Below are 22,155 nucleotides of genomic sequence, written 5' to 3' on the forward strand. Positions count from 1 at the left end.
GGGGAACTCCGGACAGGCAGGGTGCTTTCGCAACCGCGAAACATTGCCCTGTCATGCATATGTGACACGCATCTGCCGCGCTCGCCAGAATTTTGCAAGGAAAGCTCTGTGTATCCTATCACTTCACTAGGTTTTTCTTTTGCGCGGGGTTTCAATGTCCGCCGTCCGGGCGTTGCGCTGCTGGCTTTGCTGGCCACGCTGGGCGGCTGCACGCAGGACCATCCCCGTTCCACACCTGTCGCCCAAAGCGCCCCCGCGCCCGAACCCACAGCGCCTCCGAAGCTGGTGGTGGCGATCTCCATCGACCAGTTCTCTGCCGACCTTTTCGCCCAATATCGCCAGCATTTCACCGGCGGCTTTGCGCGGCTGATGCAGGGCGCGGTCTTCCCCAGCGCCTTCCAGAGCCATGCCGCCACGGAAACCTGCCCGGGCCACTCCACCCTGCTGACGGGCGCTCACCCCAGCCGCACCGGCATCATCGCCAACAACTGGTTCGATCTGGACGCCAAGCGCGCCGACAAGCGCGTCTATTGCGCCGAGGATGAGAAAGACCCGCAATCCTCGGTGGAAGACCCGGTGGTTTCGGCGGTGCATCTGCGCGTGCCCACGCTGGGCGAGCGGATGAAGGCGGCCAATCTGGCCACGCGCAATGTGGCGGTGTCCGCCAAGGACCGTGCCGTGGTGATGATGGGGGGCCACACCATCGATGAAGGCTATTGGTGGAAGGGCGGGGCTTTCACCACCTTCCGGGGCCGCGAGCTGGCCCCCGCCGCCGTGGCTGAAAACAGCACCACCGCCGCGCTGATCGCCAGCGGCGCGCCCGAACTGCCGATCCCGGCATGGTGCGCCCCGCGTGACCGCGCCATTGAGGCGGGCGAGGCCGTGGTGGGCACCACCCGCTTCACCGTCGAGAAGAAGATGCCCGATACCTTCCGCGTCTCGCCGCGCATGGATGGGGCGACGCTTGATCTGGCGGCGCGGCTCACCAGCGATATGGCGCTGGGCAAGCGCGATGCCACCGATCTGCTGTCGGTCAGCCTTTCGGCCACCGATTACATCGGCCACGCCTATGGCAGCGAGGGCGTGGAGATGTGCGTGCAGATGGCGCAGCTCGATTCGCAGCTGGGGGCGTTTTTCAACCGGCTCGATGCGATGGGGCTGGATTATGCGGTGATGCTTTCGGCGGACCATGGCGGTCTCGACACGCCCGAGCGCCTCGCCGAGCAGGGCCTGCCGCGCGCGGGCCATGTCGATGTGGCGCTGGCGCCCAACCGGCTGTCGCAGGTGATTGCGGCCAGGCTGAACATCAAATCCGAAGCCCCGATCATCCGCGCAGACGGGCCTTTCGGTGACTATTACATCAGCCATGACCTGACGCCCAACCAGCGCGAGAAGGTGCAGGATCTGCTGGTCGCCCTGCTGAAGGCCCACCCGCAGGTAGCCTATGTCTTTACCAAGGAAGAGATCGCCCGCACGCCTCTGCCCGCCGCCAACCCGCAGGACTGGACGATGCGCGAACGCGCCCGCGCCTCCTTCGATCCCGAGCGGACGGGCGATGTCTATGTGATGCTCAACCGCGCGGTGGTGCCGATCATTGCCTCGCGTCCCGGCTACACCGCCACCCATGGCAGCCCCTATGATTACGACCGCCGCGTGCCGCTGCTGTTCTGGCGCAAGGGTCTGCCCGGCATGGAGCAGCCCCAGCCGGTGGAGACGGTCGATATCGCCCCCACGCTGGCGGCGCTGATCGGGCTGAAGGTGCCGCAGGGCGCGTTCGATGGCCGCTGTCTGGATGTGGATGGTGGACCGGGCAACTCCTGCGTGCCAAAGTGACCTACCCCCAAACACAGGTTGGCTGGATGGCCATCATCTCCTAAGGGGGTGCCCATGAGCACTGCGAACACTGAGAGCCCGAACGTCACAGACCATCGCGATCTGGTCATTCTGGGCGGCGGACTGGTGGGCATGACGCTGGCGCTGGCCGCCGCGCGCAATGGCATCACCAGCCATGTGATCGAACGCGCAGACCCTGCCGACCTCACCGCCGAGGGCGCCGATGGCCGCGCCTCGGCGATCTCCTCGGCCAGCTGGAACCTGTTCCGCCATATCGGTCTGGAAGAGGCGCTGAAGGATCTGGGCTGCCCCATCGAGTCCATTGCCGTGACCGACGCCATGCGCCCGGGCCGCATCGATTTCCGCCCCAAGCCCGATGAAGGCACGCTGGGCCGCATGTTCGCCAACCGCGACATCCGCCTCGCCCTGTTCGAGGCCGCGCGCCACGAAACCAACATCGCCTGGCACACCAAGGTGGAAGCCGTAAAGCGCGAGCGCGGCGACCACGGCGTGGCCGTCACGCTGAACGATGGCCGCGTGGTGAAAGGCAGCCTGCTGATCGGCGCCGAAGGCCGCCGCTCGCCCAGCCGTGACGAAGACGGCATCGGTCTGGTCCAGTGGGATTACAGCCACCGCGCCATCGTCACCGGCCTGACCCATGAAAAGCCGCATGAAGGCGTGGCGTGGGAAATCTTCTACTCCGCCGGGCCCTTCGCCCTGCTGCCGCTGCGCGACCTGCCCGATGGCCGCCATCGTAGCGCCTTGGTCTGGACCGTCCCCGAAAAGGACGCCAAGGGCGTGATCGGCATGAGCGACGCCGCCTTTGTCGCCGAAGTCTCCAAGCGCATGGACGGCCTTTACGGCAAGGTGGAGCTGAGCGCCCCGCGCATGTCCTATCCGCTGTCCTACCAGAACGCCACGCGCATCACCGGCCACCGCCTCGCGCTGGTGGGCGATGCTGCCCATGGTATGCATCCCATCGCCGGGCAGGGGCTGAACCTTGGCCTGCGTGACGTGGGCGCTCTGGTGGAAGTGCTGTCCGATGGCATGCGCCTTGGTCTTGAGCCGGGCGATGCACAGCTTTTGAAGCGCTACGAGAACTGGCGTGCGCTGGACAATTTCACCACCATGAGCGTGATGGATGGCATCGTGCGCCTCTTCGGCGTGCCGGGCCGCACGGCCAGCGCGGTGCGCCGTCTGGGCATGGGCGCGGTGCAGCGCATGCCGACCCTGAAGCGCTTTTTCATGAATGAGGCGCGCGGGATGAGCGGGAAGCTGCCTTCGATCTTGCAGGCTTGAAGAAGGAATAAGCAGGGGGCGTTACGCCCCCTGCACCCCCGTTACGTCTCCCGACACAAAAGGTGCGCAACGGGAGATCATGCGCATACGTCCCGCCGCCGGAGGCAATTATTCCCTGCGGGGCGGCGAGGTCAGGCGCAAGGATTGGGCGCGACTGCCTTATCGTCGGGAGACGGAATGGGAGCGCGAGGGGGTAACCCCCTCGCATCTATCTTCCTGCTTCAAATATCGCCCTTAATCGCCTCACTCGGCTCAGGCGCGGGCGTAGGGCTGGGCGTTCCCGAAGCCGAAGCACCGGGTGTCTCCAGAGGGCTGGGCTGAGCGATCTCACGCCCGGCACCATCGTGCAGCGTCTTGGGCTCAAGCAGAGCGGTCGTCTCGATCGCGTCCAAAGCGCGCTGGGCGGTGTCGTAGCGCTGCGTCTGCGCGATCCAGTCAGATGCCAAAGCTGCGCCCGGCATCAGGCGCACATCCGCGATGGCGTCTTCCACCTTGCCCTCTTGCAGCGCCACGCGGGCGTGGTCCAGCCTCAGGCGGGGATCGGGCGCGGCGGAGGGGCTTTCGTGGCGCAGCACGAAGAGGTCGGAGATTTCGCGCTTCACCCGGGCCCAGCCGCTTTCGGTGGGGGGTGATTTTGCCAGCATCGGGCCCAAAGCCTCAAGGCGGGCGGTCAGGCGGTCGAGGGTGACGGGATCGTGGGCGAAGGTGATGATGGTGGCCACGGCATCGGGCTGGGCGGCGCCGAAGCGCAGTTTCAGCTGATCTTCGAGGTAGCCGAGCGGCGCACCTTTCTGCACCAGGCGGCGGGTGGCAAAGGCGACCAGCAGCGCTTCCGCGCGGGCGGCATTGCCTGATGCCGCGGCGGCTTCGAGGTCGAGCTTGTCGAGCTTCTGCTCAAGGCCCGCAACGCGCTCTTCCATCGCGCCCTGCGTCTGGGCGAGGGCGGCGCTGGAGGGCTGGGGCGGGGTGGGCACGGCCACGGGCGGCGGTGTAAACGCCCATGGGGCGATGCCGAAGGGGCTCAGCCAGCCTTCATGGGCAACCTCGCCCATGGCAACGGCTCCGGCGCCAAAGCCCACCAGCATCGTCAGCACCAGCAGCGGCCAGCGGCGCGGGCGTGGGTAGCCCGCAGCACCTTTGGGCGCTGTTTCTGTTGGCTGATTCGGAAAATCCTCGATCAAACTTCTCTATCCCCCTCACGCGGCGCGAGAGTGTGGCACAGTTGCGCGGCCAGCGCCAGCAGGCTGCGATCCTCCGGCTTGGGCGCCGTGTGGATGGAGCCCCAGCCTTGCCCTGCCGCCTGCGTGACACGCGGGCCGATGGTGGCGAGATGGAGGCGCTGGCGGGGCAACGCAAGCCGGTCGATCTCGGCGGCGAAATGGCTGGCGGCTTGCGCGGAATGGAGCGCAACCACCACGGCGGGCAGGGCGTAGGTCAGGATCAGCCGGGCGATGGCGGAGGGCAGCGGCAGCGGCACGGCGCCATAGACCACCCGCTCGATCAGGCGGACATGGGGCGGCGGGGAGAGTGCCACGCGCTCCTGCCCGGCGAGGCGCAGCAGGCGCGGGTGAGCGATGGGCACCTGATCAAAGACCGATTGCAGGCCCCCCGTGCCGATGGCAGCCACCTGCAGCCCGGCCTTCAGGGTGGCCTCGGCTGTGGCCTCGCCCACGACATAGGCAGGCTTGGCGGCATAGTGAGCGAGGGCGGGGCCGGCATGGCGCAGGGCATTGGCGCTGCCGATCAGCAGGGCATCGACCTCGGCGGGATCGGGGGCCTGCCAGGCGAAGATCTCGATGGCGAAAAGCGGTGACGCTACTGCCTGCACCCCCAGCGCTGCGGCGGCAGCGCAACTGGCGGCATTGCCCGGTTCGGGCCGCAGGATCAGCAGCGGCGGTATCACCTGCCGGGGCCTGAGAAATGATCGGTGATGGCGGCGGGCGAGCGCTCCAGCAGATCACGGGCCAGCGCCGCCACAGGGGCGTGATCGCCGGGGGTGAAGCGGGTTTCGCCCGCCACGCGCGCGGCGCCATCGGGGCTGAACAGGGCGGCGGTGAGGTGGATCTGCTCACCCTCGGGTTTGGTCAGCACGGCCAGCGCGCTGTGGCAGTTGCCGCCCAGCGCGGCCAGCAGAGCGCGCTCGGCCAGCACGGCGTGGCGGCTGGGCGCATGGTCGATGGCGGAGAGCAGAGCGATGGTGGCGGCATCGTCGCTGCGGCATTCCACCGCGATGGCGCCCTGGCCCGAGGCGGGCAGGAAGGTCGCCTCATCCAGCGGCGTGCCCACATTCTCATGCCCCAGCCGGTTGAGCCCGGCCATGGCCAGCAGCGTGGCATCGGCCTCTCCGGCTTCCAGCTTGCCAAGCCGGGTGGCGACATTGCCGCGAAAGGGCACGATCCGCAGATCGGGGCGCAGATGGAGCATCTGCGCCGCCCGGCGCGGCGCGCAGGTGCCAAGGCGCGCGCCCTGCGGCAGCGCCTCGATGGATGCGGCACCGACCAGACAATCGCGCACATCCTCACGAGGAAGAATTGCCGCCATGGTCAGCACATCGGGGCGGATCGTTTCGACATCCTTCAGGCTGTGGACGGCAAAGTCGATCTCATGCTCATGCAGCCAGCCGTCCAGCTCCTTGGTCCACAGCGCCTTGCCGCCGACATCGGCCAGCGGGCCCTTGATCTTGTCCGCGCTGGCGGTGACGGGGACGATGGAGATCGCCGCCTCATCCCAGCCATGGGCGGCGCAGAGGCGCGCGCGCACCTCATGGGCCTGCGCCATGGCCAGAGGCGAGGCGCGGGTGCCAAGGCGCAAAGAGCGATCGGGCGCGCGATCAGAGTGTGGCATAAAGGCTGCGGTTTTCGGGGCTGGATGCGTATCGACCATGGGTGCTTGTGCTAATGGGCAATCTCGCTAAGGGGAAGCGGCTGAGCACCTTCTTCTCGCAAAAACCGGCCCATTCTCGGAAAATTGCGGGCCAGCTTCGGAAAAACGACGTCTTGACGATCATTCTCGGCATAGAATCCTCCTGCGATGAAACTGCCGCCGCGCTGGTCAGCGACGGGCGGGTGATCCTTGCCCAGCATATTGCCAGTCAGGATGAACAGCACCGCCCCTATGGCGGCGTGGTGCCCGAGATCGCCGCCCGCGCCCATGCCGAGCGCATTGCGCCGATGATCGAGGCCACGCTGGCCGATGCGGGCATGTCTCTGGCCGATGTCGATGCCATTGCCGCCACGGCGGGGCCGGGGCTGATCGGCGGCGTGATGGTCGGGCTGGTGACGGCCAAGGCGCTGGCGATGGCCAGCGGCAAGCCCTTGCTGGCGGTCAACCATCTGGAGGGGCATGCGCTTTCCCCGCGTCTGGCCGATGGCGACTTATCCTTTCCTTACCTGCTGTTGCTGGTGAGTGGCGGCCATTGCCAGATCCTCTGGGTTGAGGGTGTGGGCCAGTACAAGCGCCTTGCCACCACCATCGACGATGCGCTGGGCGAGGCCTTTGACAAAACCGCCAAGATTCTGGGTCTGGGCTATCCCGGCGGCCCTGCGGTGGAGCGTCTGGCCGCCACGGGTCATGCCAAGGCGGTGCCTCTGCCGCGCCCGCTGCTGGGCAGCGCAGAACCGCATTTCTCCTTCGCGGGCCTGAAAAGCGCCGTGCTGCGCGCCAAGCAGGCGGGCATTCATCAGGATGCCGATATCGCCGCCGCCTTCCAGCAGGCCGCCATCGATTGCGTGCTGGACCGCCTGAAGCGCGCCATGGACGGGCTGGGCGAGCAGCTTGCCCGCGCCGATGCTCTGGTTGTGGCGGGCGGCGTTGCGGCCAATAAGGCGATTCGCGGCAGCCTTGAAACTCTGGCTGGCGACCGGGGCTTGCGCTTCGTCGCGCCGCCGCTTGCGCTGTGCACCGATAATGCCGCCATGATCGCCTGGGCGGGACTGGAACGATTCGGAACCGGGGTGAGCGATGGACTGGATGTGGCCGCAAGGCCGCGCTGGCCGCTCGACCCGGATGCCAGCCCGGTGCGCGGGGCGGGGGTGAAGGCATGACCGGGATTTTGGCGGTGGACGCCCGGATCGGCGTGATCGGCGCGGGTGCCTGGGGCACCGCGCTGGCCACCATGCTGGCCGCCGATGGCACGCCTGTCGCACTGTGGGCGCGCAGCCCGGCGCTTGCCGAAGAGATCAACACCACGCGGGTGAACAGCGCCTATCTGAATGGCGTCACGCTGGCGCCGACCATCGCCGCCACCAGCGATCTGGCGCAACTGGCCGACAAGCAGGTGCTGCTGGTGGTTTGCCCGGCGCAGCATCTGGGCAAGGTGCTGGGCGGACTGCCTGCCAGTTCCGCGCCGCGCGATCTGGTGCTCTGCGCCAAGGGGATCGAGGCGGGCTCGGGCCGGTTGATGAACGATGTGGCGCGTGCCGCCGCGCCGAACGATCGCCTTGCGGTGCTGTCCGGCCCCACCTTCGCGCGCGAAGTGGCGATGGGCCTGCCCACTGCCATCACTTTGGCCTGCGCGGATGGCGAGCCGCAGTGGAAGCGCCTCTCCGCCGCCATCGCGCGCCCGGCCTTCCGCCCCTATTATTCCGATGACATCACCGGCGCCGAGATCGGCGGCGCGATCAAGAACGTGCTGGCCATCGCCTGCGGCGTGGTCGAGGGGCTGGGGCTGGGCGAGAATGCCCGCGCCGCCCTGATCGCGCGCGGCTATGCCGAAATGGCGCGTTTCGGTGCCATGAAGGGCGCGCGCGCCGATACGCTTTCAGGCCTCTCGGGCATGGGCGATCTGGTGCTGACCTGCGCCAGCCGCGCCAGCCGCAACTATGCGCTGGGCTTCGCGCTGGGGCAGGGCATGACCATGGCTGAGGCGCTGGCCGGCAAGGCGACCGTCGCCGAGGGTTCGCACACCGCCCCGGTGCTGCGCGATCTGGCGCAGGCCTCGGGCGTGTCCATGCCGATTGTCGAGGCTGTCTGCCGCCTGCTGGCCGGAGAAGCACCCGCCCATGCCGTGGTGACCGATCTGCTGGCCCGCCCGCTCAAGGCCGAACAGGCCGGACGGGAGCAGGGTGACTGACCCCATGCCTCACAGTGCTTCCCCCCACACTGTTCCCGCCGCTGCTGCCGATGATCTCCCGCTGAACGGCGGCGGTGCAGAGGCAATGCGCGACGCCGATGGCCAGAAGGACATGACCGCGCTGGCCAAGGGCGGGCGTACCAATTTCCTTGGCTTTCTCACGCGTTTGGCGGGCAATCTGCCCTTCTTCTTCATTTCGGGCCGCCTCTATGGCGCGGCGGCTCTGGGCCGCTATGCCTATGCGGTGTTTATCGTTCAGCTGGCGGCGCAGCTCTGCACGCTGGGCCAGAAGCGCGGCATCGCCCAGCAGCTGGCCGAGGAAAAGCAGCATCCTGCCAACATCGTGGCCGATGGGTTGCTGCTTTCGCTGATGCTGTCGGCGGCGGCGGCACTGTTCCTGTGGTTCGTGCCCGCGCCGATGTTCCCCAGCGGCAATTATACCGATCTTGACCGCCTGCTGGTGCTGACGATCTTCCCCACCGCCTTTGGCGATATCACGCTGGCCGCGCTGGCCTATCGTTACGATATCGCCACCACGGTAAGGGCGCGCTCCATCGTGGAGCCGTGGTCGCTCTCGATCTCCGCCGGGCTGCTCTATCTGGCCGGGACCTGGAGCTGGTTCGACATTCTGAAGGATAGCGGCCTGTCGATGGCCTATATCATCTCGATCTTCGCCTCTGCGGTGGCGATGATCGGGCCGTTGATCCGTTCCTATGGCTGGCCCCGGCAGTGGCGCCCCCATCCGCTGAAGCTGGGGCGGCTGGCGTTGGAGAACACGCCGCTGGCCGTGGCCGATGCCGTGGAATGGGGCACGCGCAAGCTCGATATCGCCATTCTGGGTATTTTCGCCACGCCGACCTCGGTGGGCGTCTATTATGTGGCACAGCAATTCGCCAGCCTGCCGCAGAAGCTGAAGACCAGCTTCGAGCCGCTGCTGGGCCCGGCCATCACCCGCAATCTGCGCGAAAACAATTACGCCGGCATCGCCCGGCAGGTGAGCCAGGTGGGCTTCTGGATTACGGCGGCGCAGGTCGGCATCGCTCTGGCGTTGGGTATCCCCGGGCGCGGCGTGCTGGGGCTGACCGGGCCGCAATTCGTCGGCGGCCTTGGCGCGCTGTGCTTCCTGCTGGGCGCCGAGGTCAGCGCGGCGCCGGCGGTGGTCTCCGAGGCGGCGCTGATCTACATTGCCCCCATGCGCAATCTCTTCGTTTCGGTGGCGACCATCGGCCTGCAGGCCGTGCTGACCATAACGGGCATGTATATCGACCGCGCCTTCGGCCTCGACGAGATGGATCAGGCGAGCAGCGCGGCGGGGGCCCTGATGGTCACGCTGCTGATTGCCTCCATCGTCAAGTCGCGACTGTTGTCGCGGCGCCTGAAGATGCCGATCAGCACCTGGCGCTGGCCGCTGGCGGGGGCGGGGCTGGTGGCCTCGCTGCTGGGCTGGGCCATCGTGACCTGGCTGCCCGAGGCGTGGCAGATCGGCTTTGGCGTGCCCGCCATTCTGGCAAGCTATTGCGCGGTGATCTGGCACTTCGGCTTCGGCCCCGACGACCGCATGCTGTTCCGCCGCCAGCCCGCTGCGCAAGAGCAGACAGGCTGATGGGCTGGCCCCGCGTTCTGGGTCGCTGGGCGCTGGGGCTGGGCGGATTGGCGCTATCCTTGGGACTCGGGCTGGGCGACGAGGTTACGCAGGGCGGGGCCATGGTCGGCTGGCTGAATGGCGAGGCGGCGCGGGCGATTGCCGCAGCAGGTGGCGCGGACGTCCATGCCCTGTTTCAGGACCGCCACGGCTGGTTCACCCGCCATGCCGTGCTGAGCGGCGGTGATGCCCTGCCTGACAATCAGCGCGCGAGGATCGCTCAGGCTGTGGCCGCTGTGCCGGGCATGGGCGGCGTCCATTGGGCCAGTGGCAGCCATAACCACGCCGCCGCCTCGACCGGCGCTGAAAGCCATGATTGCGCGGGCGATGTGACCGCCATCCTCAAAAGCCGCAGCATCCGCTTTGCCGACTCGAGCGCTGCCATCGATCCTGCCAGCCGCCGCGCGCTGGATGAGGTGGCCGCCGCGCTGCGCCCCTGCGCGGGCAGCGTGATCGCCATCACCGGCCACACCAATGCCAGCGGTGACGAGGGCTTCAACCTCAACCTCTCGCATGAGCGTGCCCTTGCCGTGCGCTACGCCCTTGGCCAGCGCGGCATCGATATCGCCGATCTGCGTGCCCGGGGCATGGGCTCGGCCAAGCCCGTGCCCGGCCTGACGCCCGAGGATGTGGCCAACCGCCGCATCGAGTTTTCGGTGATCGCCCCGGTCAGTCTTGAGCCGACTTTGGTCGATCAGCCGGGCGCCGAACCTGCACGCGGCGGGGACGCACTTTCTCCCATGCCGCTGTGGCTGGAAATTGCCGCTTTGTCGGCCTTGACCTATACTCTGGGGCTGGGCATCGGATGGGCGCTGTGGGGGCGGCGCATCCGCGCTGCCTGACGCAAGATTTTCCTGAAGGACGCCCGCGATGCAGACGATAATTCAAACCAACGCCCTGGCCTTCGGCATCGTGCTGGTGGTCGGGCTGATCGTGGCATGGCTGCTCTGGGGCCGCAAGAAACCGGTCCGCGAGCGCCACCGCAGCGCCGACGTGCTGGACGAGGGCGCCGGCCCCGCCAAGCGCAACCAGGCCTTTATCGATGCCCCCAGCGCCGCATCGCGCGTGGACCTGCGCGAGGCGGCGGGCGTTTCGGCGGCCCTTGGCGGCAGCGGTGCGAATCTGGGCGGGCTGGGCGATGTGGCGGCCTTTGCCGCCGCCGCCGAGGTTGCCTCCGCTCACGAGGAAGTGGCCGAGGTGGTGACCGCGCCGGTGGTGCATGAGGTTGAGGCCGCGCCTGTGCCTGCTGCTGCTTCCGCTGCCGGGGGCGATGATCTGACGCGCTTGAAGGGCGTGGGGCCTAAGCTCTCGGCGCGGCTGAAGGAGTTGGGCGTGGTCAGCTTTGCGCAGATTGCGGGCTGGTCGGAGGCTGATCTGGCGGCAGTGGATGCCCAGCTGGGCACCTTCGCCGGGCGGCCCAAGCGCGATAGCTGGATCGAGCAGGCCGGGTTCTTGGCCTCCGGCGATGTGGCCGGGTATGAGGCCAAGTTCGGGAAGTTGTAAGAAGGGGTGAAGGGTAGAATGCGAGGGTCATAACCCTCGCGCTCCCTTTAGTGTCTACGTTGGCGCTTCGGGTTCGGCCATAGGGCTAACGTCGCGGTGCCGCAGGCTCTAACGATAGAAAGGCGCCGGGGCTTCCTGCCTGCGGCGCCTTTTTGTTGCTCTGGTGGAGAGGTTGGGCGCCACGATAGGGCGCCACTGCCTTCTCGTCGGAAGACGTTATGGGAGCGCGAGGGGGTAACCCCCTCGCATCTTCTTACTTCCCCCACTTCTTCTGAATCTTCCCGTATCGGGTCTTCCGAGTCCCCGGCTTCCCTTCATTCGACCGCCCAACAATCGGCGCTTTATGCTCCGAATCCGGCAAGCCCAGCTCGGTCGCCTCCAGCTTGCGGATTTCGTCGCGCAAACGCCCGGCCTCTTCGAACTCAAGGTCAGCCGCAGCGGCGCGCATGCGCTTTTCCAGATCCTCGATATAGCCGCGCAGATTGTGGCCGACGAGGTTGTTGACCCCATCGTCCTCGATATCCACCAGCACGCCGTCGCGCGACGCCGTATCCGCGACGATATCGTGGATATTGCGCTTGATGGTGGCGGGGGTGATGCCGTGCTCTTCGTTATAGGCTTGCTGCTTGGCGCGGCGGCGGTCGGTTTCGGCCATGGCGCGCTCCATGGAACCGGTGATGCGGTCGGCATAGAGGATCACGCGGCCATCGACGTTGCGCGCGGCGCGGCCGATGGTCTGGACCAGGGACGTCTCGCTGCGCAGGAAGCCTTCCTTGTCGGCGTCGAGGATGCAGACAAGGCCACATTCGGGGATGTCGAGGCCCTCGCGCAGCAGGTTGATGCCGATCAGCACGTCATAGACGCCCAGGCGCAGGTCGCGGATCAGCTCGATGCGTTCGAGGGTTTCGACGTCCGAGTGCATGTAGCGGACCTTCACGCCCGCCTCGTGCATGAATTCGGTGAGGTCTTCGGCCATGCGCTTGGTCAGGGTGGTGACGAGGGTGCGATAGCCTGCCGCAGCCGTCTTGCGGCATTCAGCGATGCAGTCCTGCACCTGATCTTCCACCGGGCGGATTTCCACCGGAGGGTCGATCAGGCCGGTGGGGCGGATCACCTGCTCGGCGAAGACGCCGCCCGCCTGCTCCATCTCCCATGAGCCCGGCGTGGCGGAGACGGCGACCGTCTGGGGCCGCATCACCTCCCACTCGTTGAAGCGCAGGGGGCGGTTGTCGATGCAGCTGGGCAGGCGGAAGCCATATTCGGCCAGCGTGATCTTGCGGCGGTGGTCGCCGCGCGCCATGGCGCTGATCTGGGGGATGGTCTGGTGGCTTTCGTCCACGAAAAGCAGCGCGTTTTCGGGGAGATATTCAAAGAGCGTCGGCGGCGGCTCGCCGGGCAGGCGGCCCGAGAGGAAGCGGCTGTAGTTCTCGATCCCTGCGCAGGAACCGGTGGCGGCGATCATTTCCAGATCGAAGTTGGTGCGCTGTTCAAGGCGCTGGGCTTCCAGCAATTTGCCTTCCGCGTTCAGCTCTTTCAGGCGCTCTTCCAGCTCGAAGCGGATGGCGTGCATCGCCTGCTGCATGGTGGGGCCGGGGGTGACGTGGTGCGAATTGGCGTAGACGCGGATCTTGTCCAGCTTCGCCCCCGCCTTGCCGGTCAGCGGATCGAATTCGACGATCGACTCCACCTCATCGCCGAAGAAGCTGATGCGCCAGGCGATGTCTTCATAGTGGCTGGGGAAAATCTCCAGATTGTCGCCGCGCACGCGGAAATTGCCACGCGCAAAGGCCACATCGTTGCGCTTGTACTGCATGGCGACCAGCTTGCGGATGATCTCGCCCTGGTCCTGATCCTTGCCCGCCTCCAGATCAAAGATCATCGCGGAGTAGGTCTCGACCGAGCCGATGCCGTAGAGGCAGGAGACCGAGGCCACGATGATCACATCGTCCCGCTCCAGCAGGGCGCGGGTGGCGGAGTGGCGCATCCGGTCGATGGCCTCGTTAACGCTGGATTCCTTCTCGATATAGGTGTCCGAGCGGGCGACATAGGCCTCGGGCTGGTAATAATCGTAGTAGGATACGAAATATTCCACCGCGTTTTCGGGGAAGAAGCTTTTCATCTCGCCATAGAGCTGCGCGGCGAGGATCTTGTTGGGGGCCAGAATCAGGGCGGGGCGCTGCGTCGCCTCGATCACCTGCGCCATGGTGAAGGTCTTGCCCGATCCGGTCACGCCCAGCAGCACCTGCGTGTCATCGCCTGCGCTGATGCCCTGCACAAGGTCGGCGATGGCGGTGGGCTGGTCGCCCGCCGGGGAATATTCGCTGACGATGCGCAGCGCCTTGCCCGGCTCCACCTTTTCGGGGCGTGCGGGGCGGTGGGGGACAAAATTGCCCGAGGTGTCGGGCTCTTCCAGCCCGCGGCGGATGATCAGTTCGGCCATGGGGAGGTTATGGGCGTTCGCCTATCGTTCCGCAAGGGTGGCGCGGATTTCCGAAGGCGAAATGCACCAGCCTTAAGAAAGTTGCGCGGGAGCCTGCCCCGAAAAAATAAGTTTCGCAAGTGCAGCAATGACCGCTTGGCAAGGCTTTCCCTTTGATGCAGCTTCCCCTGGCAAGGCGGCGTGCGGAGCCGCTTGCTGATTGGGGTGCCGATGACAACAACCACCTTCTCGCATTATGACGAGATGATTGATGGCCAGGGGCAGGTCCGCCCCGCCTATGCCGGCTATCGCGAGTGGTATGATGCGCAAGACCCGCGCTGGATGGTGAAGCAGGGCAAGCAGGCGGAGAGCTTTTTCCGCCGCACCGGCATCACCTTCAACGTCTATGGCGAGGATGCCGGGCAGGAGCGCCTGATCCCCTTCGACATGGTGCCGCGCATCGTCACCGCCAATGAGTGGAAGAAGCTCTCCATCGGCATCGAGCAGCGGGTGCGGGCGATCAACGCCTTCCTGCACGACCTCTATCACAAGCGCGAGATCGTGAAGGCGGGCAAATTCCCCGAGCGGCTGCTGAAAGGGAATGAGGCTTTCCTGCCCCAGATGGTGGGTTTTACGCCGCCCGGAGAGGTTTACACCCATATCGTCGGCATCGATCTGGTCCGCACCGGGCCCGATGAGTTCATGGTGCTGGAGGACAATGCGCGCACGCCTAGCGGCGTCTCCTATATGCTGGAGAACCGCGAGACGATGATGGCGATGTTCCCCGAGCTGTTCACCAAGGTGCAGGTGCAGCCGGTTTCGGATTATCCGCGCGCTTTGGCCCGCAGCCTTGCCGCCTGCGCCCCGCCTGCCGCCAATGGCCATCGCCCCACGGTGGCGGTGCTGACGCCGGGCATCTACAACTCGGCCTATTTCGAGCATGCCTTTCTGGCCGACCAGATGGGTGCGGAGCTGGTCGAGGGCGGGGATTTGCGGGTGGTCGATGGCCGGGTCTGCATGCGCACCACGCGGGGCTGGCAGGCGATCGATGTGCTGTACCGCCGCGTGGACGACAATTTCCTCGATCCGCTGACGTTCAATCCCTCCAGCGTGCTGGGCATTCCCGGCATCATGGATGTCTATCGCGCGGGCGGGATCACCATCGCCAATGCGCCGGGCACGGGCATTGCGGATGACAAGGCGATCTACTCCTTCATGCCCGAGATCGTGGAGTTCTACACCGGCGAGAAGCCGATCCTGAAAAACGTGCCGACATGGCGCTGCGCCGAAGCCGACAGTCTGGCTTACGTGCTGGATCACCTGCCCGAACTGGTGGTGAAGGAGGTGCATGGCAGCGGCGGCTATGGCATGCTGATCGGGCCGACCAGCAGCAAGGCCGAGATTGCCGCCTTCGAAAAGAAACTGCGCGCAAGGCCGGAAAATTACATCGCCCAGCCTACGCTGTCGCTGTCCACCGTACCGATCTTTACCAAGGCGGGGCTGGCGCCGCGCCATGTCGATCTGCGGCCCTTTGTGCTGGTGTCGCCCAATGGGATCAACATCACGCCCGGTGGCCTCACGCGTGTGGCGCTGAAGAAAGGCTCGCTGGTGGTCAATTCCAGTCAGGGCGGGGGCACCAAGGATAGCTGGGTGTTGGCGGAATGATGGGGGGTAACGTCTGATGCTGAGTCGTTCCGCCTGGGGCCTGTTCTGGATGTTCCGCTATCTGGAGCGCGCCGAAAACACCGCGCGCATGCTCGACGCGGGCTTCCGCATGGCGCTGACGCGTGGCCTCTCCGCCGCCAGCGAGGAATGGCGCAGCGTGCTGATCACGCTGGGGCTGGAGGAGTCCTTCGCCGCCACCGGCCTTGAGCACACCGGCCATATCATCACCAATTTCGTGCTGCGCTCGCCCGAGAATGCCGACAGCGTGCTGGCCATGATGGAGAATGCGCGCACCAACGCCCGCATGGTCCGCACCGCCATCACGCGTGAGGTCTGGGAAGCGACCAATGAAAGCTGGATGATCCTGAAAGAGGTGCTGGCCCGCCCGGTGCGCGAGGCCGATCTGGGCGAGGCGCTGGACACCATCCGCCGCCAGACCATGCTGGTGCGCGGCGCGATGGAAGGCACCATGCTGCGCAATGACATCTACAATTTCGCCTATATGGGCACGCATATCGAGCGCGCCGACAACACCGCGCGCATCCTCGATGTGAAATACCATGTGCTGCTGCCGTCGCTGGCATGGGTCGGTTCGCGGCTGGACAATGCCCAGTGGGAGATGGTGCTGCGCTCGGTCTCGGGCGAGCGGGCCTTTCGCTGGATGAATGCGGGCGCGCTGGACCCCAAGGGCATCGCGGAATTCCTGATCCTTGACGGGCGGTTCCCGCGTTCGCTGGCCTTCTGTTATGACAAGCTGGCCAGCAATATGGCCAGCCTGGCCTATGGCTATGGCGAGGCGGCGCCCTCGCATGAATTGCTCCGTCAGGCGAATGCCCGATTGCAACAGACCGGCATCGCGCAGATCTTCGAATTCGGTCTGCACGAATTCATCACCCAGTTCATCAACACCAACCGCCAGATCGCCGACGCCATCGCCGCCGATTATCGCTTCACCGAATAGGCAGGAGCCGCCCCATGCGCATCGCCATCAGCCATACCACGCGCTATCGCTTCGATGCTCCGGCGCGTTACGGGGTGCAGCGGCTGCGGCTGCGCCCGCGCCAATGCGCGGTGCAGGATGTGCTGGAATGGCAGATGGCCGTGGATGGCGCGGTGATCGAGGCGGCCTATGACGATCACAACGGCAATGCCACCACGCTGATTTCCTTCGGCAATGATGTGGAAGAGGTGGCGATCACCACCAGCGCTCTGGTCGAGGTGCGCGATACGGCGGGGATGGTCGGCCCGCATGCCGGTTTCATGCCGCTGTGGCTCTTCACCAATCAGACGCCTCTGACCAAGCCCGGCCCCAAACTGAAGGCGCTGGCCCGCGACTTCCCGCTGGAAGATGCCAATGCGCTCGATACGCTGCACGCCCTGTCGCGCGCGGTGGGCGAGGCGGTGACCTATGAAAAGGGCGTCACCGATGCCACCACCACCGCCGAACAGGCGCTGGAGCTGGGCAAGGGCGTCTGTCAGGATCATGCCCATGTCTTCATCGGCGCGGCGCGGCTGCTGGGCGTGCCCGCGCGCTATGTCTCGGGCTATCTGCTGATGGACACCGGCACCGCGCAGGACGCCGGCCACGCCTGGGCCGAGGCGCATATTCCCGGCCTCGGCTGGGTGGGCTTTGATCCCTCCAACGAGATCTGCCCGGACAGCCGCTATGTCCGCGTCGCCCTTGGCGCCGATTATGCCGAGGCCGCGCCGGTCACCAGCCTTGTCCCGGGGGGAGGCAATGCGGGGCTTTCAGTGGCGCTGGATGTGGCGCAACAATTGATGGCCCAATAATCCACGGCTCTAAGCTGCTGACACCTCTGTAAATTGCCCGATCCGGGCACGGCAGGCGATGTTAAATGCGCGACCCTATGCTTGACGCGGCAGGATCGAATGCCCAGCACCCCCGCGAAACGAATCGACGCCGGGTCGTGACTGGCGGCAACAGGAACGCGACATGACCTATTGTGTTGGCATGATGCTGGAGGCCGGGCTCGTGCTGATGAGCGACACCCGGACCAATTCGGGCGTCGACAACATCTCCACCTTCCGCAAGATGCACAGCTGGTCCGTGCCCGGCGAGCGCATGGTCGCGCTGATGACCAGCGGCAATCTGGCCACCACGCAAGCCGTCGTCGCCCGCCTCGAAGAGCGCAACAAGGCCCGCGCCGACCGCAAGAACGACCTGCTCCAGCTGCCCACCATGTTCGCCATGGCCGAGCATGTCGGCAAGCTGCTGCGCGAGACCATTGCCGACCGCGACGCCGACAATGGCCCCGAAGCCTCGGGCCAGTTCGGCGCCACACTGATCCTTGCCGGGCAGATCAAGGGCATGGGGATGCACCTCTACCTGATCTATCCCGAGGGCAATTTCATCGAGGCCAGCTTCGACACGCCCTTCTTCCAGATCGGCGAGACCAAATACGGCCGCCCTATCATCCTGCGCGGCTATGACCGCACGATGAGCTTCGAGGATGCGGTGAAGCTGATGATGGTGAGCTTCGATTCGACGCTGAAGGCGAATCTGTCGGTCGGCATGCCGCTGGACCTGCTGGTGGTGGCGAAAGACAAGTTCGAGCCGCTGCATGAGGTGCGGATTACGGACTCCGATCCATGGTATCGCAGCTTGAGCGCCGGATGGGGCGAGGCGCTGCGGGCGGCTCTGGACGGGCTGCCGGATTATCCATTTCACGCGAGGTAAGTAGGGAAGGGAAGGAATGCGAGGAGGTTACCCCCTCGCGCTCCCATGACGTCTTCCGACGATAGGGCAGTGGCGCCGAAATGGTGCGCCAAGGCTCTCCACCTGTGCGACATAGTGCGCCGCAGGCAAGCGAATCTCGGATCGATAGTGCTGTTCGGGGCCTGTCTGCCTGCGGCGCCGCGACGTTGCTCCGTCGCCGAACCCGAAGCGCAACGCAGACATTCATGGGAGCGCGAGGGTGTAACACCCTCGCATTCAACCTTTTTCTTCAACCCTTACCGGCAAAACTTCGAATCCACCGCCTCCAGATGGAAGTGATTGCGGTGAGCGGTGTTGTAATCCGGCCCCAACACCATCCCGAATCGCCGACACGCACTGGTGTGGATCACGCGCAGGAACTCGCGCTCCTCGGGCGTCCCCGCGTTCCACTGGCCCAACACAGACACCTTCCGCCCATCGGCCAGCACGAAGGCGGACACGTCGATGGCGCTAGCTGTCGCGTGGCCGGAGCGATGATCGCTGCCTGCCACGTTACGGCAATTGTAGCTGCCCATGGTCTCAATTCGCACCAACTGGCTGCCGAGGATCTGGCGCGCGGCGCGGTCCACGCCATAGCGGGCCCAGCCGGCGAAGGCGTCGGCCAGATGGCAGGTGACGGGGCCGAGGTTGGTGATGCCCAGCGCGGAGTAGTCGCCGCGCACGGAGAGCAGCTTGACCGTCTGGATGGTGGAGCAGCCTGCGCCGAAATACTGGTCGGGCAGGGGCGTGAAGGTAGCCTGCTTGGCGCCCAGGTCGGCCAGGCAGCTGTTATAGGCGGGCGCGGGCGACCAGTTGTTGACGGTGCGTCGGGGCGTCTGCGGCGCCTGTGGGGCGGAAGAACAGGCGGCCAGAGCCAGCGCGGACAAGGCACTGACAGCGCATCGAAGGGAAGGAAGTTTGCCGCTTGGGCGGCGCCGGGGGGAGGCTGGCCACGGGTGCATATGGTTAACATGCGGCAGGAATGGTTAACATTTTATTGCAGGTATCGCGTAATAATCTTGCTTTGACGGGGTGAATAATTTTCGTTTCGCTTCGTCTTTGTCTGCTTGACTTCGCGTGGCGCATATCTACAAGCGGCGCCGGGCCACGCGGTCCCAACGCCGCGCGTGCTCTCTGTGAGGAGAGTCTACATGACTGTTACTATTCCGGCTACCAAACCCGCTCGTCCTTTTTTCTCGTCGGGTCCCTGCGCCAAACCCCCCGTTTATGATCTGACCAAGCTGGCGACCGAGTCGCTGGGCCGTTCGCATCGCGCGAAGATCGGCAAGAACCGCCTCGCTTACTGCATCGACCTGATGCGCGAGCTGCTGGGTCTGCCTGACACCCATCGTATCGGCATCGTCCCCGGCTCGGACACCGGCGCCTTCGAAATGGCCATGTGGACCATGCTGGGCGCCCGCGAAGTCACTGCTCTGGCCTGGGAAAGCTTCGGCGAAGGCTGGGTGACGGATGCCGTCAAGCAGCTCAAGCTCGACGCCACGGTGATGCGCGCCGATTACGGCCAGCTTCCCGATCTGGACAAGGTCGACTGGTCGAACGATGTGCTCTTCACCTGGAACGGCACCACCAGCGGCGTGCGCGTGCCCGACGCCGAGTGGATCCCCGCCGACCGTGAAGGCCTGAGCTTCGCCGACGCCACCAGCGCTGTTTTCGCCTACGACATCGACTGGACCAAGATCGACGTCGCCACCTTCTCCTGGCAGAAGGTGCTGGGCGGTGAGGGCGGCCATGGCGTGCTGATCCTGGGCCCCCGCGCTGTCGAGCGTCTGGAAAACTTCACCCCCGACCGTCCGCTGCCCAAGGTGTTCCGCCTTGTGTCGAAGGGCAAGCTGGCCGAGGGCATCTTCAAGGGCGAGACCATCAACACGCCCTCGATGCTGGCCGTGGAAGACGCGATCTTCGCGCTGGAATGGGCCAAGTCGATCGGTGGTCTGGAAGGCCTGCAGGCGCGCAGCAATGCCAACGCCGAGGCGCTCAACAAGATCGTCGCCGAGCGCGACTGGCTGGGCCATCTGGCGGTCGACAAGGGCACCCGCTCGAAGACCTCGGTGTGCCTGACCGTCGAGGGCGCCGATGCCGACTTCATCAAGAAGTTCGCCGCCATCCTCGAAAAGGAAGACGCCGCTTACGACATCGCGGGCTATCGCGATGCTCCGGCGGGCCTGCGCATCTGGTGCGGCGCCACCGTCAACGTCGAGGACATCGAGGCGCTGGGCCCCTGGCTCGACTATGCCTATGCCTCGGTCAAGGCGACCGTCGCAGCCTGACGCTATCATGGCGGCGCGAGAACCCGCGCCGCCATCTCCCCTGAACACAGCGATATTCCGCATGAGGAAGGACTTCCCATGACCAAGCCCCGCGTTCTTATTTCCGACAAGATGGACCCCAACGCCGCCCGCATTTTCGAAGAGCTGGGCTGCGACGTCGATGTCATCACCGGGGAAACCCCCGAGCAGCTGATCGCCCGCATCGGCGACTATGATGGCCTGGCCATCCGCAGCTCGACCAAGGTGACGAAGGAAATCCTCGACGCCGCCACCAATCTGAAGGTGATCGGCCGCGCTGGCATCGGCGTTGATAACGTGGACATCCCCTACGCCAGCGCCAAGGGCGTTGTCGTGATGAACACGCCTTTCGGTAACTCGATCACCACCGCCGAGCACGCCATCGCGATGATCTTCGCTCTGGCCCGCCAGATCCCCGAAGCCAATGAGCAGACCCAGCAGGGCCTGTGGCCGAAGAACGGCTTCATGGGCGTGGAAGTCACCGGCAAGACGCTGGGCCTGATCGGCGCCGGCAACATTGGCAGCATCGTCGCCAGCCGCGCGCTGGGCCTGAAGATGAAGGTCGTGGCCTTCGATCCCTTCCTGACGCCCGAGCGCGCCGTGGAAATCGGCGTCGAAAAGGCCGACCTCGACACACTGCTGGCCCGTGCCGACTTCATCACGCTGCACACGCCGCTGACCGCCGACACCAAGAACATCCTCTCGGCCGAAAATCTGGCCAAGACCAAGAAGGGTGTCCGCATCGTCAACTGCGCTCGTGGCGGCCTGATCGACGAAGCCGCGCTGAAGGCTGGCCTCGATTCGGGCCACATCGCCGGCGCCGCCCTCGACGTGTTCCAGACCGAGCCCGCCAAGGACTCGCCGCTGTTCGGCACGAAGAACTTCATCTGCACCCCGCACCTGGGCGCTTCGACCACCGAAGCCCAGGTCAACGTGGCCCTGCAGGTTGCCGAGCAGCTGGGTGAATACCTCACCACCGGCGGCGTCACCAACGCGCTCAACATGCCCTCGCTGTCGGCTGAGGAAGCCCCGCGCCTCAAGCCCTATATGGCTCTGGCCGAGCGCCTCGGTTCGCTGGTCGGCCAGCTGACCACCAGCGCTGTTGCCCGCATCTCGATCCACACCGAGGGCGCCGCCGCAGACCTGAACGCCAAGCCCATCGTGGCCGCCGTTCTGGCCGGTTTCCTGCGCGTGCAGTCGGCCACGGTGAACATGGTCAACGCCCCCTTCCTGGCCAAGGAGCGCGGCCTTGAAGTGCGCGAAGTGAAGACCGAAAAGACCGGCGACTACCACACGCTGATCCGCGTCTCGGTGAAGACCGAAGCCGGTGAGCGCTCGGTGGCCGGTACGCTGTTCAGCAACGCCGAGCCGCGTCTGGTCGAACTCTTCGGCATCAAGGTCGAGGCCGAACTGACCGGCGACATGATGTACATCGTCAACGAGGACGCCCCCGGCTTCATCGGTCGCATCGGCACCCTGCTGGGCGAAAACGGCATCAACATCGGCACCTTCAACCTTGGCCGCCGCGAGGCCGGTGGCGAGGCCGTGCTGCTGCTGTCCGTGGATAGCCCGGTGGCTGAAGGCGTGCTGGACGCGGCGGGCAAGCTGCCCGGCGTGAAGCGCGCGAAGGGGCTGGCGTTCTGATCTGAACGCTGGTTCGTGAGTTAAGGGAGGCGGGGTCTGGAAAGGCTCCGCCTTCTT

General features: G+C 65.8%; 18 protein-coding genes. 13 read left to right on the forward strand and 5 right to left on the reverse strand.

The features are described from left to right. The first annotated feature begins 117 nt into the window (after window positions 1-117). Together HGK27_RS02255 and HGK27_RS02260 are read left to right on the forward strand one after the other, a co-directional pair. The gene (locus HGK27_RS02255) at window positions 118-1,833 is read left to right on the forward strand and encodes an alkaline phosphatase family protein (RefSeq protein WP_407674630.1); all 1,716 of its coding nucleotides are present in this window, start codon (window positions 118-120) and stop codon (window positions 1,831-1,833) included. Between the two features lie 54 nt (window positions 1,834-1,887). Further along, window positions 1,888-3,132, forward strand: a complete 1,245-nt coding sequence (locus HGK27_RS02260; RefSeq protein WP_206238411.1) for a UbiH/UbiF/VisC/COQ6 family ubiquinone biosynthesis hydroxylase — start codon at window positions 1,888-1,890, stop codon at window positions 3,130-3,132. Between the two features lie 221 nt (window positions 3,133-3,353). Here HGK27_RS02260 and HGK27_RS02265 read toward each other — a convergent pair whose 3' ends face one another. Genes HGK27_RS02265 through hemC form a run of 3 tightly spaced genes read right to left on the reverse strand, consistent with a single transcriptional unit; the run spans window position 3,354 to window position 5,976 of the window. Next, entirely contained in the window at window positions 3,354-4,313 is a 960-nt protein-coding gene (locus HGK27_RS02265) for an MICOS complex subunit MIC60 (protein ID WP_206238413.1), read from the reverse strand. Then, window positions 4,310-5,035 carry a uroporphyrinogen-III synthase gene (locus HGK27_RS02270; protein ID WP_241126790.1) on the reverse strand — a complete coding sequence of 242 codons (726 nt, stop codon included), beginning with the start codon at window positions 5,033-5,035 and terminating at the stop codon, window positions 4,310-4,312. The genes HGK27_RS02265 and HGK27_RS02270 overlap by 4 nt, the downstream gene beginning before the upstream one ends. Beyond that, entirely contained in the window at window positions 5,032-5,976 is a 945-nt protein-coding gene (gene hemC, locus HGK27_RS02275; RefSeq protein ID WP_206238415.1) for a hydroxymethylbilane synthase, read from the reverse strand. Before hemC ends, HGK27_RS02270 begins: the two co-directional genes overlap by 4 nt. A 152-nt stretch (window positions 5,977-6,128) precedes the next feature. Between hemC and tsaD the strand changes: the two genes are divergently transcribed. The 5 genes from tsaD to HGK27_RS02300 are packed head-to-tail and all read left to right on the forward strand — an operon-like array spanning window position 6,129 to window position 11,348. Continuing rightward, window positions 6,129-7,175, forward strand: coding sequence for a tRNA (adenosine(37)-N6)-threonylcarbamoyltransferase complex transferase subunit TsaD (gene tsaD, locus HGK27_RS02280; protein ID WP_206238416.1), 1,047 nt, complete (start codon window positions 6,129-6,131; stop codon window positions 7,173-7,175). Continuing rightward, complete coding sequence (locus HGK27_RS02285; protein WP_241126792.1) at window positions 7,172-8,203, forward strand: NAD(P)H-dependent glycerol-3-phosphate dehydrogenase; 1,032 nt, start codon at window positions 7,172-7,174, stop codon at window positions 8,201-8,203. The genes tsaD and HGK27_RS02285 overlap by 4 nt, the downstream gene beginning before the upstream one ends. After that, window positions 8,196-9,806: a lipopolysaccharide biosynthesis protein gene (locus HGK27_RS02290; RefSeq protein WP_322099009.1), complete on the forward strand. Its 1,611-nt coding sequence runs from the start codon at window positions 8,196-8,198 to the stop codon at window positions 9,804-9,806. Before HGK27_RS02285 ends, HGK27_RS02290 begins: the two co-directional genes overlap by 8 nt. Continuing rightward, a complete protein-coding gene (locus HGK27_RS02295; protein WP_206238418.1) occupies window positions 9,806-10,687 on the forward strand; it encodes an OmpA family protein in 882 nt (293 codons plus the stop codon). Before HGK27_RS02290 ends, HGK27_RS02295 begins: the two co-directional genes overlap by 1 nt. A 28-nt stretch (window positions 10,688-10,715) precedes the next feature. After that, complete coding sequence (locus HGK27_RS02300) at window positions 10,716-11,348, forward strand: hypothetical protein (RefSeq protein ID WP_206238420.1); 633 nt, start codon at window positions 10,716-10,718, stop codon at window positions 11,346-11,348. A gap of 253 nt (window positions 11,349-11,601) precedes the next feature. On the opposite strand, the gene uvrB is transcribed toward HGK27_RS02300, so the two are convergent. Then, entirely contained in the window at window positions 11,602-13,788 is a 2,187-nt protein-coding gene (uvrB, locus tag HGK27_RS02305; RefSeq protein WP_206238422.1) for an excinuclease ABC subunit UvrB, read from the reverse strand. A 210-nt stretch (window positions 13,789-13,998) separates the two neighbouring features. On the opposite strand from uvrB, the gene HGK27_RS02310 reads away from it, so the two are divergent. The 4 genes from HGK27_RS02310 to HGK27_RS02325 all read left to right on the forward strand — a co-directional run bounded on the left by HGK27_RS02310 (window position 13,999) and on the right by HGK27_RS02325 (window position 18,130). Continuing rightward, a complete protein-coding gene (locus tag HGK27_RS02310; RefSeq protein WP_206238424.1) occupies window positions 13,999-15,432 on the forward strand; it encodes a circularly permuted type 2 ATP-grasp protein in 1,434 nt (477 codons plus the stop codon). 16 nt (window positions 15,433-15,448) lie between these two features. Continuing rightward, window positions 15,449-16,393, forward strand: a complete 945-nt coding sequence (locus HGK27_RS02315) for an alpha-E domain-containing protein (protein ID WP_206238425.1) — start codon at window positions 15,449-15,451, stop codon at window positions 16,391-16,393. A gap of 14 nt (window positions 16,394-16,407) precedes the next feature. Next, window positions 16,408-17,223 (forward strand): transglutaminase family protein, encoded by an 816-nt coding sequence (locus HGK27_RS02320; RefSeq protein WP_206238426.1) that lies wholly within the window; start codon window positions 16,408-16,410, stop codon window positions 17,221-17,223. A 163-nt stretch (window positions 17,224-17,386) separates the two neighbouring features. After that, window positions 17,387-18,130, forward strand: a complete 744-nt coding sequence (locus HGK27_RS02325) for a peptidase (RefSeq protein WP_206238428.1) — start codon at window positions 17,387-17,389, stop codon at window positions 18,128-18,130. A 275-nt stretch (window positions 18,131-18,405) separates the two neighbouring features. On the opposite strand, the gene HGK27_RS02330 is transcribed toward HGK27_RS02325, so the two are convergent. Beyond that, on the reverse strand, window positions 18,406-19,035 hold the full coding sequence (locus HGK27_RS02330; RefSeq protein ID WP_241126795.1) for an extensin family protein: 630 nt from the start codon (window positions 19,033-19,035) through the stop codon (window positions 18,406-18,408). Between the two features lie 264 nt (window positions 19,036-19,299). On the opposite strand from HGK27_RS02330, the gene HGK27_RS02335 reads away from it, so the two are divergent. Both HGK27_RS02335 and serA read left to right on the forward strand, forming a co-directional pair. Then, window positions 19,300-20,436: a phosphoserine transaminase gene (locus HGK27_RS02335; RefSeq protein ID WP_206238431.1), complete on the forward strand. Its 1,137-nt coding sequence runs from the start codon at window positions 19,300-19,302 to the stop codon at window positions 20,434-20,436. A gap of 78 nt (window positions 20,437-20,514) precedes the next feature. After that, window positions 20,515-22,098, forward strand: coding sequence for a phosphoglycerate dehydrogenase (serA, locus tag HGK27_RS02340; RefSeq protein ID WP_206238432.1), 1,584 nt, complete (start codon window positions 20,515-20,517; stop codon window positions 22,096-22,098). Window positions 22,099-22,155 lie beyond the last annotated feature (57 nt).

It is taken from the genome of Novosphingobium terrae, from assembly GCF_017163935.1.
In the GTDB taxonomy this organism is placed as follows: domain Bacteria; phylum Pseudomonadota; class Alphaproteobacteria; order Sphingomonadales; family Sphingomonadaceae; genus Novosphingobium; species Novosphingobium terrae.

What these genes read in the sequence shown, in the direction of transcription:
- HGK27_RS02285 (WP_241126792.1), top strand. Translation starts at nt 7,172, where the DNA reads ATGACCGGGATTTTGGCGGTGGACGCCCGGATCGGCGTGATCGGCGCG.
- serA (WP_206238432.1), top strand. Translation starts at nt 20,515, where the DNA reads ATGACCAAGCCCCGCGTTCTTATTTCCGACAAGATGGACCCCAACGCC.
- HGK27_RS02335 (WP_206238431.1), top strand. Translation starts at nt 19,300, where the DNA reads ATGACTGTTACTATTCCGGCTACCAAACCCGCTCGTCCTTTTTTCTCG.
- HGK27_RS02310 (WP_206238424.1), top strand. Translation starts at nt 13,999, where the DNA reads ATGACAACAACCACCTTCTCGCATTATGACGAGATGATTGATGGCCAG.
- hemC (WP_206238415.1), bottom strand. Translation starts at nt 5,976, where the DNA reads ATGCCACACTCTGATCGCGCGCCCGATCGCTCTTTGCGCCTTGGCACC.
- HGK27_RS02320 (WP_206238426.1), top strand. Translation starts at nt 16,408, where the DNA reads ATGCGCATCGCCATCAGCCATACCACGCGCTATCGCTTCGATGCTCCG.
- uvrB (WP_206238422.1), bottom strand. Translation starts at nt 13,788, where the DNA reads ATGGCCGAACTGATCATCCGCCGCGGGCTGGAAGAGCCCGACACCTCG.
- HGK27_RS02325 (WP_206238428.1), top strand. Translation starts at nt 17,387, where the DNA reads ATGACCTATTGTGTTGGCATGATGCTGGAGGCCGGGCTCGTGCTGATG.
- HGK27_RS02300 (WP_206238420.1), top strand. Translation starts at nt 10,716, where the DNA reads ATGCAGACGATAATTCAAACCAACGCCCTGGCCTTCGGCATCGTGCTG.
- HGK27_RS02295 (WP_206238418.1), top strand. Translation starts at nt 9,806, where the DNA reads ATGGGCTGGCCCCGCGTTCTGGGTCGCTGGGCGCTGGGGCTGGGCGGA.
- HGK27_RS02315 (WP_206238425.1), top strand. Translation starts at nt 15,449, where the DNA reads ATGCTGAGTCGTTCCGCCTGGGGCCTGTTCTGGATGTTCCGCTATCTG.
- HGK27_RS02260 (WP_206238411.1), top strand. Translation starts at nt 1,888, where the DNA reads ATGAGCACTGCGAACACTGAGAGCCCGAACGTCACAGACCATCGCGAT.